The 14,192-nt window shown below is 68.6% G+C and carries 14 protein-coding genes; 6 read left to right on the top strand and 8 right to left on the bottom strand.

What is annotated here, in order from left to right:
* Positions 1–6: 6 nt before the first annotated feature.
* From AC5Y30_RS24345 to AC5Y30_RS24335, 3 genes are read left to right on the top strand one after another with little or no spacing between them, the layout of a single operon-like run.
* Entirely contained in the window at positions 7–1,152 is a 1,146-nt protein-coding gene (locus tag AC5Y30_RS24345; RefSeq protein WP_499921659.1) for an 8-amino-7-oxononanoate synthase, read from the top strand.
* A gap of 9 nt (positions 1,153–1,161) precedes the next feature.
* Positions 1,162–1,842 carry a dethiobiotin synthase gene (gene bioD, locus AC5Y30_RS24340; protein ID WP_499921658.1) on the top strand — a complete coding sequence of 227 codons (681 nt, stop codon included), beginning with the start codon at positions 1,162–1,164 and terminating at the stop codon, positions 1,840–1,842.
* Positions 1,842–2,354: a 2'-5' RNA ligase family protein gene (locus AC5Y30_RS24335; protein WP_499921656.1), complete on the top strand. Its 513-nt coding sequence runs from the start codon at positions 1,842–1,844 to the stop codon at positions 2,352–2,354. The genes bioD and AC5Y30_RS24335 overlap by 1 nt, the downstream gene beginning before the upstream one ends.
* Here AC5Y30_RS24335 and AC5Y30_RS24330 read toward each other — a convergent pair.
* The 6 genes from AC5Y30_RS24330 to AC5Y30_RS24305 form a co-directional block, all read right to left on the bottom strand.
* Positions 2,351–3,757: a mechanosensitive ion channel domain-containing protein gene (locus tag AC5Y30_RS24330; RefSeq protein WP_499921655.1), complete on the bottom strand. Its 1,407-nt coding sequence runs from the start codon at positions 3,755–3,757 to the stop codon at positions 2,351–2,353. The two genes, AC5Y30_RS24335 and AC5Y30_RS24330, sit on opposite strands and share 4 nt — an antisense overlap.
* Complete coding sequence (locus tag AC5Y30_RS24325; protein WP_499921653.1) at positions 3,757–5,931, bottom strand: adenylate/guanylate cyclase domain-containing protein; 2,175 nt, start codon at positions 5,929–5,931, stop codon at positions 3,757–3,759. The genes AC5Y30_RS24330 and AC5Y30_RS24325 overlap by 1 nt, the downstream gene beginning before the upstream one ends.
* Positions 5,932–6,003: 72 nt before the next feature.
* Positions 6,004–7,368, bottom strand: a complete 1,365-nt coding sequence (locus tag AC5Y30_RS24320; protein ID WP_499921651.1) for a hypothetical protein — start codon at positions 7,366–7,368, stop codon at positions 6,004–6,006.
* The gene (locus AC5Y30_RS24315; protein ID WP_499921649.1) at positions 7,365–7,730 is read right to left on the bottom strand and encodes a hypothetical protein; all 366 of its coding nucleotides are present in this window, start codon (positions 7,728–7,730) and stop codon (positions 7,365–7,367) included. The genes AC5Y30_RS24320 and AC5Y30_RS24315 overlap by 4 nt, the downstream gene beginning before the upstream one ends.
* A 4-nt stretch (positions 7,731–7,734) precedes the next feature.
* Complete coding sequence (locus AC5Y30_RS24310; RefSeq protein WP_499921647.1) at positions 7,735–9,567, bottom strand: hypothetical protein; 1,833 nt, start codon at positions 9,565–9,567, stop codon at positions 7,735–7,737.
* Positions 9,568–9,680: 113 nt separating this feature from the next.
* Entirely contained in the window at positions 9,681–9,872 is a 192-nt protein-coding gene (locus tag AC5Y30_RS24305) for a hypothetical protein (protein ID WP_499921645.1), read from the bottom strand.
* Positions 9,873–10,003: 131 nt separating this feature from the next.
* Here AC5Y30_RS24305 and bioB point away from each other — a divergent pair, with 131 nt between their 5' ends.
* From bioB to AC5Y30_RS24290, 3 genes are read left to right on the top strand one after another with little or no spacing between them, the layout of a single operon-like run.
* Positions 10,004–11,041 carry a biotin synthase BioB gene (bioB, locus tag AC5Y30_RS24300; protein ID WP_499921643.1) on the top strand — a complete coding sequence of 346 codons (1,038 nt, stop codon included), beginning with the start codon at positions 10,004–10,006 and terminating at the stop codon, positions 11,039–11,041.
* Between the two features lie 30 nt (positions 11,042–11,071).
* A complete protein-coding gene (gene bsaP, locus AC5Y30_RS24295) occupies positions 11,072–11,299 on the top strand; it encodes a biotin synthase auxiliary protein BsaP (protein ID WP_064883538.1) in 228 nt (75 codons plus the stop codon).
* Positions 11,296–11,955, top strand: a complete 660-nt coding sequence (locus AC5Y30_RS24290) for a DUF2567 domain-containing protein (RefSeq protein WP_499921641.1) — start codon at positions 11,296–11,298, stop codon at positions 11,953–11,955. The genes bsaP and AC5Y30_RS24290 overlap by 4 nt, the downstream gene beginning before the upstream one ends.
* On the opposite strand, the gene AC5Y30_RS24285 is transcribed toward AC5Y30_RS24290, so the two are convergent.
* Entirely contained in the window at positions 11,950–13,290 is a 1,341-nt protein-coding gene (locus tag AC5Y30_RS24285; RefSeq protein ID WP_499921639.1) for a lipase family protein, read from the bottom strand. The two genes, AC5Y30_RS24290 and AC5Y30_RS24285, sit on opposite strands and share 6 nt — an antisense overlap.
* Before the next feature lie 160 nt (positions 13,291–13,450).
* Entirely contained in the window at positions 13,451–14,176 is a 726-nt protein-coding gene (locus tag AC5Y30_RS24280) for an NUDIX hydrolase (protein ID WP_499921637.1), read from the bottom strand.
* Between the last annotated feature and the right edge of the window lie 16 nt (positions 14,177–14,192).

Here is a 14,192-nt window from a genome sequence, read left to right as displayed (position 1 = left end):
ACGCCGATGAAGGCACCGATCGAGGTTTCCCCGCTGGCCTGGCTGGAAGCGGTGGAACGGCAACGCCGGGAGGCCGGGCTGCGCCGTTCACTGCGGCCGCGTCCCGCGGTCGCCACCGAGCTGGATCTGGCCTCCAACGACTACCTCGGGCTCTCGCAACACCCCGACGTGATCGATGGCGGGATCGCCGCGCTGCGCATGTGGGGTGCCGGGGCGACCGGGTCCCGGCTGGTCACCGGGGACACCGAGTTGCACCAGCAGTTCGAGTCCGAGCTGGCCGACTACGCCGGCGCCGAATCCGGGCTGCTGTTCTCCTCCGGCTACGCGGCCAACCTGGGCGCCGTCGTCGGGTTGTCGGGCCGGGGTTCGCTGCTGGTCTCCGACGAGTATTCGCACGCGTCGCTGGTGGACGCCTGCCGGCTGTCGCGGGCGCGGGTGGCGATCACGCCGCATCGCGACGTCGGCGCCGTGGAGGCGGCGCTCGCCGCGCGCCCCGAGGAGCGCGCGGTCGTCATCACCGAGTCGGTGTTCTCCACCGACGGCGCGCTGGCGCCGCTTCGGGAACTGCACGAGGCGTGCCGTCGCCATCGCGCCCTGCTCATCGTCGACGAGGCACACGGCTTGGGGGTGCGCGGCGGCGGGCGCGGGCTGCTGCACGAGGCCGGGCTGGCCGGTTCGCCGGACGTGGTCATGACCACCACGCTGTCCAAGGCGCTGGGCAGTCAGGGCGGCGCGGTGCTCGGGCCGGCGTCGGTGCGCGCCCATCTGATCGACGCGGCGCGCACCTTCATCTTCGACACCGGCCTGACCCCGGCGGCGGTGGGCGCCGCACGGTCCGCGCTGGGCGTGCTGCGGTCGGAGCCCTGGCGGGCGGCCGCGGTGCTGCGCCATGCCGCCATGCTCGCCGAAGCGTGCGGGGTGGCCGAGGTGCCGCAGTCGGCGGTGGTGTCGGTGATCCTGGGCGACCCGGACGTGGCGGTGGCCGCCGCGACCGCCTGCCTGGATGCCGGCGTGCGGGTGGGCTGCTTCCGGCCCCCGACCGTGCCCGCCGGGACGTCGCGGCTGCGGCTGACCGCCCGCGCGTCGCTGGACGACGCCGAACTCGAGGTCGCGCGGCGCGTGCTGACCGATGTGCTCGCCACGCTCGGCTGAGGCGCGCCGGTGACGGTCCTGGTCGTCACCGGCACCGACACCGGGGTCGGCAAGACGGTCGCCACCGCGGCACTGGCGTGTCACGCTCGTCAGGCCGGCCTCGACGTCGCGGTGTGCAAACCGGTTCAGACGGGCACCGACGCCGGCGACGACGACCTCGCCGAGGTGGCCCGGCTGTCGGGGGTGAGCGAGCTGGCTGGACTCGGCCGGTATCCGCAGCCGCTGGCGCCGGTGGCCGCCGCCGAGGCGGCCGGAATGCCGCTGCCCACCCGCGAGCAGCTGCTGGCGCTCATCGGCGAGCTGGACCGCCCGGGGCGGCTGACGCTGGTCGAGGGCGCCGGGGGGCTGCTGGTCGAACTCGGCGAAAACGGTGTCACCGCACGCGATCTCGCCGTCGCGCTGGGCGCCGCGGTGCTGGTCGTGGTCGGCCCGGCGCTGGGCACCCTGAACCACACCGCGCTGACCCTGGAATCTATTGCCGCACAGGGGCTTTCGTGTGCGGGCCTGGTCATCGGCAGCTGGCCCCGGCGGCCCGGGGTGGTCGAGACGACCAACCGGTCCGCGCTGGCCCGGCTGGCCGCGGTGCGCGCGGTGCTGCCCGAAGGTGCGGCGTTACTGGACACCGCCGAGTTCGCGACGCTGTGCGCCACGGCGTTCGACCGCGACTGGGTCACCGCCCTGGTGGCCTGATGGTCCACTCCATCGAGCTGGTCTTCGACCGCGATACCGAGGTGGCTATCCGGAACATCTGGGAAGCGTTGGCCACGGCGGGGATACCCAGTCAGGCGCCCGCCAGCCGGCCGCATGTGACATTGGCCGTGGCCGAAGGCATCGCCGCCGACGTCGACGCGCTGCTGCGCCCCGTCGCTGAGCGGCTGCCGCAGCGCTGCCTCATCGGTGCACCGGTGTTATTCGGGCGCGCCAGTGCGGTTTTCGCGCGGTTGGTGGTGCCGACCGGCGAACTGCTGGCCCTGCACGCGCAGGTGCACCGGGTGTGTGCTCCGCACTGCAAGCCCGGCCCGATGCCCAACAGCCTGCCCGGTCAGTGGACCGGGCACGTCACGCTGGCGCGCCGCGTCGGCGGCGCCCAACTCGGGCGGGCGTTGCGCGTCGCGGGCCGGCCCACCCAAATCGAGGGCAATTTCGCGGGTTTGCGTCGCTGGGATGGCAACAAAAAGGTCGAACACCTGATCGGTGGCTAGGCGTCCGCCAGCACCGGCGCGGTGGCCGCCTGCACCCGGGCGCGCCGCTCGTCGATGGCCCGGCCCAGGTCCTGCAACAGCAGCGGCTTGTCCATGACCAGCTCGACGAGGTGATCGCGATCGATCTCCAGCGCGGTCAGTTCGCCGATGGCCTGGGCGTCGGCCAGGTTGGGTTGTCGGGTCAGCGCGGTCACACCCAGGAACGAGCCCTCGTCCAGCCCCCCGACCGCGACCACCGTTCCATCCGTCGCTGTGGCGGTCAACCGCACGCCGCCCTCGAGCAGAAACGTCATTCTGGCGGGAACGTGACCGGCCTGCTCGACGATCTCATTCGCCCCGTAGCGAACGATTTTCGCGTGCGACACCAGGGCCTGCTGATCCTGTGGGCTGAGCCGCAGCGCCGGTGCCACCACGGTCCGCACCGCCCTCTCGATGCGCTCGCTCGTCGAGATGTCGTCCTGGGCGCCGTCGAGGTGCAGGCCCTCGCGCCGCGCGGCGTACCAGAGCCAACGCAGAAACGCGGCTTGCGCGGCGGAGTCGTCCGCAGGCGACGTCAGCCCGACGCTGACCCGGTACTCGGCCCCTCCGGTCGGCACCGACGCCGCCACCGCGCCGGGCCTGCGCTGCGGCAATGCGTTGGCAATCCGTTCCAGCAGCGCACACACCCGATCCGGCGGGTCGATCTCGGAAAACGTTGTGGTCATTGTCAATTGGTGCCCGCCGGCCGGGCGGCTGAGATTGGTGAACGAGGTGGTGGCAAGCACCGAGTTCGGGGTGATCTGAAGCCCGTGACCGGACTCGATGTGTACGGACCGCCAGTTCGCCTCCACGATCCGGCCGCGGGCCGATGGGGTGTCCAGCCAGTCACCGATCCGGAACGGCTGCTCGAACAACATGAACAGGCCCGACACGATCTGGCCGACGGAATTCTGCAGCATCAGGCCGATGACCACCGAGGTCACCCCCAGCGCGGTGAACAGGCCGCCGACGCGCACACCCCAGACGTAGGAGAAGATGACCGCCAGCCCGACCCCGATCAGCACGAATCGGGTCACGTCGAGGAAGATGCGCGGGATCCGCTGGCGCCAGGACCCCTGCGGTGCACCTTCGAAAACCGTTGCCTTGAGCCCGGATAACACCAGCACCAGCACCACGAAACCGAACACCGTCGCAAGCACCCGAACCGACGTGAACTGCGCGGGCATCTGGGCCACATTCACCAGCAGCACCAGCAGGGCGCCAAGCGGGATGAGATAACTGCGCAACAGCAGGACGGGCCGCGCCAGTGGACTCGTCTTGCGGACCAGCCCCTGGTGCCATTCGGTCAGCGCGATCAGCAGCAGCGGCAGGCCGAACACCACACCGGCGGCCCAATAAAGCGATGACGAGTCGAAGGTTGTCACTATTCCTGCCCTTCCGACAACTTCCAGATCTGTTGCTCGGTCCCGCCGACGGTGATGGTGCCCGCCGGAGTGAATCGGCGGATGTCACGCATCACCTCGTATACCTGTGCGGTGACGAAGATTCCGGATTGCGTTGTGCTGCTGCGTGTCTGGTGGGCCAGGTTGACGGCCGCCCCCCACATGTCGTAGACGATGCTGGATCGCCCGACCAGTCCGCTGATTACATGGCCGGTGTTGATGCCGGCCCGCAGTCCCAGGTGATAACCCGTCCTGCTGTTGAAGCGCGCGATGATGTCTTGCATCTCGATGGCGAATTCGACGGTGCGGTGGACGCTGTCCAACCGGGGGAAGTTCAGGCCGCAGCTGGCGAGGTATCCGTTGTGCAGTGTGCGAATCGGCTCGATGCCAAGGGATTCCGCCGCCGAATCGAGTTCCCGGATCAACTCGTCGACGATGCCCACCAGTTCGCGGCCGGAGAGCTTGCCGGAGATGTCGTCGAGACCGACGATGTCGGCGAAGATGACGGTGACGTCCTGGTGCTCCTGGGCGATGGTTTGTTCCCCGTCGCGATAACGCCGCGCCACCGGCTCGGGCATCAACGAAGCGAGCAGCCGGTCGTTCTCTTTGCGCTGCTCGGTCAGCAGTTCCTCTTTGATCTGCAGGTTGCGGCTCATGTCGTTGAAAGCGGCCATGAGTTCACCGATTTCATCGCGTGAGGTGACCGGGATCGCGACGTCGTAGTTGCCGGCGCCGATCTCACGCGCCCCGGCCTGCAACCGGCGAATGGGCCGCACGAATATCTGGGCGACCAGCAGCGCGGCCACGCAGATGACGAATACCATTGCCGTAGTTGTCAATATCAGCGTCTGGGTGAGCGACGCCACCCGGGCATTGGCCTCCGAGGTTTCCCTGGTCGCCACGATCGACCAGTGCAAATCGGAATTCGGCAGGGACAAGGGAGCGTAAGACGCCAGCTCTCGCCGGCCCAGATAGCCGGTGTCGGTCACCGTTCCGGTCTCGCCGCGTTGCGCGGCAAGCACGGCCGGGGTGGCGACGGGCTGGACCAGTGTGGTGCCGCCCCACCTGATCGCGGTGTCGACGGTCTCGCGGCGAGCGCCGGCGGCGAGTGCCTCCCGCCGATATCGCTGCGGGTCTTCGATGAACAGCCGCGAGTCGGAGCGCATGAGATTGTCCGGGCCCGCGAGATAGGTTTCGGCGGTCTGGCCCATGCCCGCGGCACGCCACTGCTTGTCCGCGGTCATGATCCGATTCACCTTCGCGATCGGCAGCGGCAGCGCCAGCGCCCCGGCGGGCCTGCCCGGCGGCCCGATGGGCGCGACCAACCACGCGATGGGCTGCCCGAGCTGGGGCTGATAGGGCTGAAAATCGGTGATCCACACGAAATTGACCGAGTTCGCCGCCATCGCCTTCTCGTAGGCGCCGCGCAGGTTCGACTGTCGATACGGGCCGGTGAGCACGTTGGTGCCCAGCGAGGCGCTTTTGCGGACGGTGTAGACCACGTTGCCGCGAGTGTCCAGCAGCAGCGCGTCGCGGTATTCGAAGCGGGTGGCGATCTCGCGGAAGTAGTCGTTGAAGCGGGCGTTGGCGGCCGACCAGGCGCTGCCGTCGCCCGCGTCGTCGGGTGCGGATCCATTCGGAGTCCCATGTGCCGCAACGGTGTAGTGCGCCTGCAGATATCGCTGTGAGTTGTTGGTCGGCAGCAAGGCATCGAGAGCCAGCTTGTTTCCGGTGTCGCGCTCCAGCGGTTTGATCAGCCGCTCGTTGTAGAAGTCCACCAGCGCGCGTTGCTGCCCGGGGTCGACGGGCGCGTTGGCCAGCTGGTCGAAGCCGGCGGTGAAGGCCTGCACCGCGTCCAGCGCGGTGGATCCGCGGCTGTAGACGACCAGCGAGTCCGACAAGTCCGAGAACAGCGTCTCGATCGCGCGTTTCTGCGCCTCGCGCAACTGCGTCATGCGCTCGGAAGCCGCGGGCAGCAGCGCATTGCGCGCCGCGACGTACTCGACAGTCCCGATCACACCCAGCGACGCCAGGCTGGACACCAGCAACATCAGCATGACTTTGGACTGAATGCTGACCCACGACAGCGCGCGCGGGCGGTGCCTCTTGGGGGCCGCGGCCTGCTCGTCCGGGGGAGCCGACTCTTTCGGGCGCATCAACTCCCCTGGTGTCCCCGACGCCACGGCGCCGCTTCTCGCGATGGCGTTACGAAGCGCACGCCCCGACGCCTACCCCCCGAAGAGCAGATACAAACCGGTGAAGGTGTAGCCGACCATCACCAGCATCATCGTCAGCTGCCCGGTGAGCTGGTGGCCGGTGGGCAGCAGCCGCAGCGCTTTGTCGTGGGCCGCGATCACCGCGACGATGTGCCCGGTGACCACACAGGTCACCTTGACCGCGGCCAGCACCGGGGGGTGCATGGACAACACGTAGGCGACGTGCAGATGCGCCAGGCCGAGCAGATTCCACCCGTGGCCGAAGGGGTCGGCCAGCGCGAAGAGCGCCTGTTGTCCGCGCTCCACGAGATAGGACAGGTAGTGCGCGAAGATGTAGCCCACCACGATCGGGATCAGCGAATGTGCCATCTCGCCGGGCAATTCGCGGCGATGCTCTGCGGTCACCCCGCCGGTGGCGCGTGCGGCGAGTGAAAACGTCAGTGCCACAACGCAAATGAAAACGATCAGGCCGACGGTGCGCAGCGTCGATGACGCCAAGGTCGGGGGCGCCCCGAATTCGCGGGTGACCTGGTCGGAGAAGCCGCGCCACGTCGGCGACGACGAGAAACTGTCGAACGCCGTCGAGCCGAGCAGCACCGCGAGCAGCACGACGACACCCGGCCGCACCGGCAGCGACGGCAGATGGTCGAGCGGGTTCCCGATGACGACCCGGCCGGTCTCCCGGTTGCGCCGAAACGGCGAGAGCCGGGAGACGGCCACGCTGTAAACGCCGAACGGGTCGGCGCGGGCCAGCCAGCGCTGCCCGCACAGCCACGCGCCGACCAGCATCAGCACGGCGTAGCAGGCTATCCATGTCCTGACCCACGGCAGTGACGCAGAATTCGGGCTGGCCAGCTCCATCCAGACGAAGGCGAACAGGCCGACCGCCGCGGGCCGATAGCCCCAGCCTTCGGGGTAGGACAGCCGTGGGCGGCCCAGCCGCTCCGGGGCGATGCGTCGCAGCAGCAGATACACCGTGCGCATCGGCGAAATCACCCGCCACACCGGTCCGAAGGCCAACGACAGTGCCACCAGCCCGACCCACAGCAGCACGTAGAACGCGCCGAGCAGCGCGTTGGACTCCGATTCGGGACCCCACACCCCGGCGGCCACCGCCCACGCCGCGAACGCCAGGGCCACCGCGGCCGCCGACCACCGCGCCGCCCGGGAATCGACCAACGTCGTCAGCGCCGCCGGCAAGGGACGCCCCGGCTTGAGCGGATCGAACCGCGGCCGGCGCCACGCGAAAGCCACCAGGGCGAAGGTGAACGTCAGCGCCCAGGCCGCCCCGACCATCGCGTAGGCGTAGGGCACCGGGAGGTCGCCCGACCCCCCGAGTCCGTGCGCGAGCACCACCGCCGCGGCGGCGGAGCTCACGACCGCACTTGGATGGTTGCGACGGTGCGGTCCAGATGGTGCAGCTCCACCGCGACGTTGCCGGGAACGTCGACGGCGAACCCGAACGTCTGGTTGGGCGCGGCCGCGACCTGGAACTTATGGTCGGGCGTCGAATGCACGTGCAGCTCATCGGCGGCGTCGCTGGTCACGTGCAGGGTGATCTGCTGGTGCACCTTTGCCTGCAACGTGGCGTTGGTCGGAGTGACCTGCCCGTTTGCGATGGTCACGTCGATCGTCAGCGGTGCGGCCGGAGATTTGCCCGTAGAACCGCCGCTGCAGGCGACCAGGCCGCAGGCCAGCGCCGCTGCGCCCGCCGCTCCCAGCGTGCCCCGTAGTGACATGGCCCTACGCCGCCCGAGGAATCGGCTGCTTGTCTTCCACCGGTTCCGGCTCGGCGAGGGAGTTGTTGAGTCGGCCGGCGCCCCAGGTCAAGCCGGCGATCACCATGAGCGTCAGGAACAGCACCACGATCCCGCCCGCGGTGAACAACCACGCCGGCGCGCTTTGGTCGCGTTCGCGCTGCAGGATGGTGACCTCCAGGACGAACGGCCGGGTGCTCGATGCCAGCGCGGGGACCTCGGGGGCCGGAATGGCGGAGTCTGCCGGTTCCCAGATCGGCACGGCCGTCATCGTGCGGCCGTCCTGGACGCGGAGCAGGGTCTTCCAATCTCCCCAGACCGGGACCGGCTGGGTGGAGCGGTAGTGTCCCGGCCCGACCTTGGCGAGCCGGTCGATGACGAGGCCGCGGTCGTTGTTCATGCGCCCCTGCCAGGACAGGATCGTCAGCCAGTCCGGATTGTCGCTGACCATGTCGGCGGGTAGGAGTTGGACGTCGGCCGACACCATGCGCTGCCCCGGCGGACTGGGCAGATCGGTCAACGTGATGGTGGCGTTGTTCTGGCCGGGCACCACGATGTGCAAGCCGTTGGCCACCGCGCCGCCGATCACCAACACCGTCACGACGATCACAGAGATGCCGATGGCGCGCCCGGGGAGGCGCTGTCCGGTGAGCACCATGCCGAACATGGCGCCGCACATACCCATCAGGATCGCAACCGGCACGGCCATGGCCAGGGCCTCGGGCCACATGCTCATCGGCCAGGGGTAGTGGTAGACCGCCGCGATCCACAGCGACTCAAGCCAAAGCCCGACCGTGCCCACGCCCAGCCCGGCGACGGCGCCAAACAGGATGGGGCGCTTGAGAAGCGGGGTCAGCGCGACCAGCTCGACTGCCAGCGCGGGTCCGAGGTAGAGCGGGAACCAGTTGATGGGAGCGCCCAGTATCGGCCCGACCAGCAAGGCGACACCACCACGCAGGGCGATGGCGAAGACGGCCGAGATCAGGGCCGCGCCTCGTCCCATGGTGATGCGGGCAGCGATCGCCGCCAGGGCTGAAGCGCCGGCGATCAGCATGGGTTGGAACACCAGGCGGAATTGCGGGACGCCGAAATCGAACTCGATCTGATAGACCGACAGGCCGATGAACAACCCACCGAACGACAGGTAACGCAGGAAGGTGATGAAGACGCCGTGGTAGACGTCTTCGCCTTCTTCGGCCTCACCCTCGCGCTCCAGCATCAGCACCGCGAACAGCGAAAAGCAGGCGCCGCCGATCATCATCAAATGCGTTGGGCCCCAGAGGGTGACGTCTTGGCCGAAGATTCGGTGCCAGATGTCGTCGAGCGGGAACCCGATCATCGCGTACATCCCACAACCGGCCATCAGCACGCCGCCGACCGGCGCGCGCCAGTTCTGCGTGATCCGCACTGCCGCCGGGCCGGGCTGGTCGAATGGCAGCACGACCGCCGTCATCCCACCAAGGAAGATGCCGAACAATCCGATGATGATGAAGTAGTGCGCCGGGTTGGCCAGCGGCCCGGGATCGCGGCCGTTGCCGATATGCCAGCTGACGTCCCAGATGAAGCCGAACAACGCGCAGATGATCGACGTGGTGAACACCAGAACCGGCAGGGCGACCCAGCCGGGGCGGTGGAACTTCTCGCCGAGCTTGTCGGCGAGGCGGGTCAACCAGGTGATGCGACGGGTGCGATGGGCATGGCCCACCCACAGCAACAGCAGGGTGATCACCACCGCGGCGATCGAGAGCCCGATCACCTGATTCAGCCCCGCACCGCGAGCCGGTGCCTCGGCAACAATCGTCAGTTCATTCGACCGCATCGTCGTGCCTCCCAACCGCGCCGGGCTGCCCCGGAGGATCCGATTGAAGTCAACCGCTTATTACTGTCAAGTAGGTCTGCGATTGCTTGTTTAATGCCCCGATGCAGCGCTCGTCAATCACGCTTTTGGTCGGGCGTGTCGGAATGGGGGCCGTCGCCTGTCGAACGTGTGGCATTGCGGCCCTCGCGGCGGTCGCGCAGGGCGATGTACAAGATCACCCCTACGACGATCACCGCAGGCAGGAAGGCCGGCGCCGCCAACAGCAGCATGTGGTGCGCCAGGATTTCGGCGTGCGGAGTCACCAAGGTCGTATACCCATAGCTAGGTCGGGTCGTTCGGCCGTTACCCTATTTTGAACACTTTTCATTCCGGCTGCCATCACCATGTGGCAGGTGTCCCCACGCGCGGACACGAAAAAGAGGCAGGGGAGTACCTGGTGACGCAAGCGGCAACTCGACCGACGGCCGAAACCGGCAACGACGAGGACATCTTGGCGGTGGCCCGGCAGCAGGTGCTGGAGGACGGCCAGGGATTGAGCCGTGACCAGGTGCTGCGGGTGCTGCAGCTGCCCGACGACCGGCTCGACGAACTGTTGGCGCTGGCCCACGAGGTACGCATGCGCTGGTGCGGACCGGAGGTCGAGGTCGAGGGCATCATCAGCCTGAAGACCGGCGGCTGCCCGGAGGACTGCCATTTCTGCTCACAGTCGGGCCTGTTCGCGTCGCCGGTGCGCAGCGCCCGGCTGGACATTCCCAGCCTGGTCGAGGCGGCCAAACAGACCGCAAAGTCCGGCGCCACCGAATTCTGCATCGTGGCGGCGGTGCGCGGTCCCGACGAGCGGCTGTTGGCCCAGGTCGCCGCCGGTATCGAAGCGATCCGCAACGAAGTCGAGATCAACATCGCCTGTTCGCTGGGCATGCTGACCGCCGAGCAGGTCGAGCAGCTCTCCGAGATGGGCGTGCACCGCTACAACCACAACCTCGAGACCGCCCGCTCGTACTTCACCAACGTCGTGACCACGCACAGCTGGGAGGAGCGCTGGGAGACGCTGTCGATGGTCCGTGACGCCGGCATGGAGGTGTGCTGCGGCGGCATCCTCGGCATGGGGGAGACCCTCGAGCAGCGCGCGGAATTCGCCGCGGAGCTGGCCGAACTCGGCCCCGACGAGGTGCCGCTGAACTTCCTCAACCCGCGGCCCGGAACCCCGTTCGGCGACCTCGAGGTCATGCCGGCGAGCGAGGCGCTGAAGTCGGTGGCCGCCTTCCGCCTGGCGCTGCCGCGCACCATGCTGCGGTTCGCCGGTGGCCGCGAGATCACGCTGGGGGATCTGGGTGCCAAGCAGGGCATCCTGGGCGGCATCAACGCCGTGATCGTGGGCAACTACCTGACCACGCTGGGTCGTCCCGCCGAATCCGACCTGGAATTGCTGGACGATCTGCAGATGCCCCTCAAGGGCCTCAACGCCAGCTTGTAGGCCGGCTGTCGCGGCTAGGGTTGGAGACTTGTGGTTGGCGATCTGGGCGCTGCGGTGAGCGCCGGCGTCTACAACGTCTACACCGGGGAATTAGGGGGCACCTCCGTGCCGACAGCGGCTCAGTTGGGTCTCGAGCCTCCCCGGTTCTGCGCGGCGTGCGGGCGCCGGATGGTGGTGCAGGTTCGCCCCGACGGCTGGCGGGCGCGCTGCTCGCGGCACGGTGAGGTCGATTCCGGTGATCTGGAGACGCAGCGGTGACCGAGCCGGCCGGGCCGGAGGCTGTGGATGTTCCCGCTTCCCGCCGGGCGCGTACGCGTGCGCTCCTGGTCGTCGTCCTGGGCTCGGCGCTCACCGGTGTGGTGATCGGCGGGGTGTGGGCGTGGATCGCCCCGCCGATTCACGCCGTGGTGGCGCTCACCCGCTCGGGTGAGCGCGTCCATGACTACCTGGGTAATGAGTCCGAGCATTTCTTCGTCGCGCCGGCCCTGATGCTGGGGCTGCTGACCGTGCTGGCGGTGGTGGCCTCGGTCGGGGTGTGGCAGTGGCGCGAACACCGCGGGCCGGCAATGGTGATCGCCCTGTCGAGCGGCATGGTGGCGGCGGCCGCCGCGGCCTCGGCGGTGGGGGCCGGGCTGGTTCGGCTGCGCTTTGGCGCCCTGAACTTCGATGCGATACCGCTGACGAAAAGCCCGTCGGTCGCGTACGTCGTCCAGGCGCCGCCGGTGTTCTTCTCGGACGGCCCGCTGCAGATCGCGGTGACCCTGCTGTGGCCGGCCGGTATCGCGGCTCTGGTCTACGCCGTTCGTACGGCCGCGGACGCCCGCGACGACCTGGGGGCGCTTCCGCCGCAGCCTAGGCCTTCCGAGACGCTGCCGGTGAAAGGCGGAGGCGCCGCGGAAGTGCCAACGTCATAGCGGGCGACGGCCGATCTTGCGGCCCGTGACGACTTTTGCCGCGATCTTCAGCAGCCGGGCCATCCCGACGTAGGTCATCGGGTTGAACATCGTCGGCCACGTGGTCCGGATCAGGTGTTCGGTCAGCGGGCGGCTCTCGAAGCGATCCGTCAGCCAGCGCAGGGCCATCGGCGCCGACAGCGGATGCAGCATCATGTGCTCGTTGAAGGCGTCACGGTGGTAGGTGACGTGCGCGCCGCCGGCGGAATACGCATCGGCAAGCACGTCGATGTCGTGCACGTCGATCAGGTAGTCGTGCACTGCCTGCACGATCAGCACCGGCGGTGTGGGGACCGCGGCGCCGAGCTTGATGTGGTCGAAGACGTAGGTGACTTCCGGGGTGGACAGAATCTGCTCGAGCGGCTCGTCGAGGTAGTCACCCATGTTCTTGCCGGCCATCCGCACCACGGCTTGCACCGTCGTCATCTTCTCCAGCGAGTCGAGCAGGGCGCGACCCTCCTCGTTGGTGTGCTCCCGGATCACCCGGTCCAGGTCGGGATAGATGTGCGCGAGCGCGGCTACCACCAGCGCCGGAAGCCCGGACAGGAAGCTGCCGTTGAGGCGGCGGAAGGTGTTACCGAGGTCCCCCACGGGCGAGCCCAGCACCGCGCCGACGATGTCCAGTTCGGGCGCGTATTCGGCGCAGATCTCGGCAGCCCACGCGCTGGCCAGTCCGCCACCGGAGTATCCCCACAGCCCGACGGGGGCCGAGGAGGACAGGTTCAGGCGCTCCGAGCTCCGCGCCGCCCGGATGCCGTCCAGAACGCGGTAGCCCGGTTCATACGGCGCGCCCCACAGGCCGCGCAGGCCCTCGTGGTCGGGCACGGAGACGGCCCATCCCTCGGCGACGGCGGCGACGATGAGGAAAAGCTCGAACTGGCCGATCGCGCCCAGTGCTTTCGCCCTGCGGCGCAGCGCGTAGGAGGGAAAGCAGCGCGACGAGACGGCGTCGATCGCGCACTGGTACGACAGCAGCGGGCACGACTGACCCGGAGCGAGGTCGGCGGGGACGATCACCGTGGTGGCGGTGGCTTCCGGCTCGCCGTTCATGTCCATGGTCCGGTAGAGCAGCTGGACGGCTTTCATGGGTTGCGGGATCAGCCCCAGGAACGCCAGCTCGACGTCGCGCGAGCGCAGCACGGTGCCGGGCTCGGCGTGCTGAAACCCCAGCGGCGGCTGGTAGAACGGGTCGTCGGAGGGCAGCAGCGGACGCACCTTGTGCTGCAGTTCCTCGTGCGGCGGCCGGGCGATCCATTCCGCCCCGTGCGTGCCTGCCAGATTGCCGAGCTCAGCCATTGAGGCTCCCTTCGTGGCCACCCGGCATTCTCGCGCACGAACGGCAGGTAACCAAAACGTAATCGCCGCAGTGTGAGCGACTTCTCGTCACATTGGCCAGGTCAGAGCGCTACTGAAGTCGAATTGCCCCCGCGTCGCCCGACGACGCTTTTCCATCAGCCTAGCCAGGGAGCCCCGGCGGCTTGAGCGCGGCGAATTCGTCGGTCACCCGCAGCGCCGCGTCGGTGAACCGGTACAGCGCGGCCGGACGGCCGCCGCTGCGCCCGGATTGTGCGATGGTGCCCGTCGCCGTGATCACGCCGCGCCGGGCCAGCACCCGCTGCAGGTTCGTCGCGTCGACCTGATAGCCCAGGGCGGCGCCGTAGATGTCGCGCAGCGTGGAAAGCGCGAATTCCCTTGGTGCCAAGGCGAAACCGATGTTGGTGTAGGACAGCTTGGCGATCAGCCGGGTGCGGGCGTTGTCCACCATTCGACCGTGGTCGAAGGCCATCGGCGGCAGGGAGTTCACCGGATGCCAACGGGTATCCGGTGGCAGCTCGGGGCTGGCGGGGGAGGGCACCAGGCCCAGGAAGGTCGACGCGATCACCCGGGTGTCCGGAACCCGGTGCGGGTCGGAGAACACCGCGAGCTGCTCCAGGTGTGCCAGCTCTTTGAGGTCGACTTTCTCGGCGAGTTGCCGCCGGACGGAGGTGATCATGTCCTCGTCGTTGCGCAGCTGCCCGCCCGGCAGCGACCACTTGCCCCGCTGTGGCTCCCTGGCGCGCTGCCATAACAGCACGTTCAGCTGTGGTTTTGCCGTGTGGCGTCCCTTCGTGACCCGTCCGGTCACTCCGCGAACCTGGAACACGACCGCGAGCACTTCGTGGGCGGTGCTACCATGGGCCATGTTTTCGATTGTAAGT

The sequence above is a fragment of the Mycobacterium sp. NGS27 genome (assembly GCF_059813005.1).
This window is presented reverse-complemented; position numbering and strand designations above follow the sequence as displayed.

Excerpts from the sequence above, each read along its gene's own strand:
- AC5Y30_RS24335 (WP_499921656.1), top strand. The coding sequence starts at position 1,842 with ATGGTCCACTCCATCGAGCTGGTCTTCGACCGCGATACCGAGGTGGCT.
- AC5Y30_RS24285 (WP_499921639.1), bottom strand. The coding sequence starts at position 13,290 with ATGGCTGAGCTCGGCAATCTGGCAGGCACGCACGGGGCGGAATGGATC.
- AC5Y30_RS24280 (WP_499921637.1), bottom strand. The coding sequence starts at position 14,176 with ATGGCCCATGGTAGCACCGCCCACGAAGTGCTCGCGGTCGTGTTCCAG.
- AC5Y30_RS24310 (WP_499921647.1), bottom strand. The coding sequence starts at position 9,567 with ATGCGGTCGAATGAACTGACGATTGTTGCCGAGGCACCGGCTCGCGGT.
- AC5Y30_RS24325 (WP_499921653.1), bottom strand. The coding sequence starts at position 5,931 with ATGCGCCCGAAAGAGTCGGCTCCCCCGGACGAGCAGGCCGCGGCCCCC.
- AC5Y30_RS24315 (WP_499921649.1), bottom strand. The coding sequence starts at position 7,730 with ATGTCACTACGGGGCACGCTGGGAGCGGCGGGCGCAGCGGCGCTGGCC.
- AC5Y30_RS24345 (WP_499921659.1), top strand. The coding sequence starts at position 7 with ATGAAGGCACCGATCGAGGTTTCCCCGCTGGCCTGGCTGGAAGCGGTG.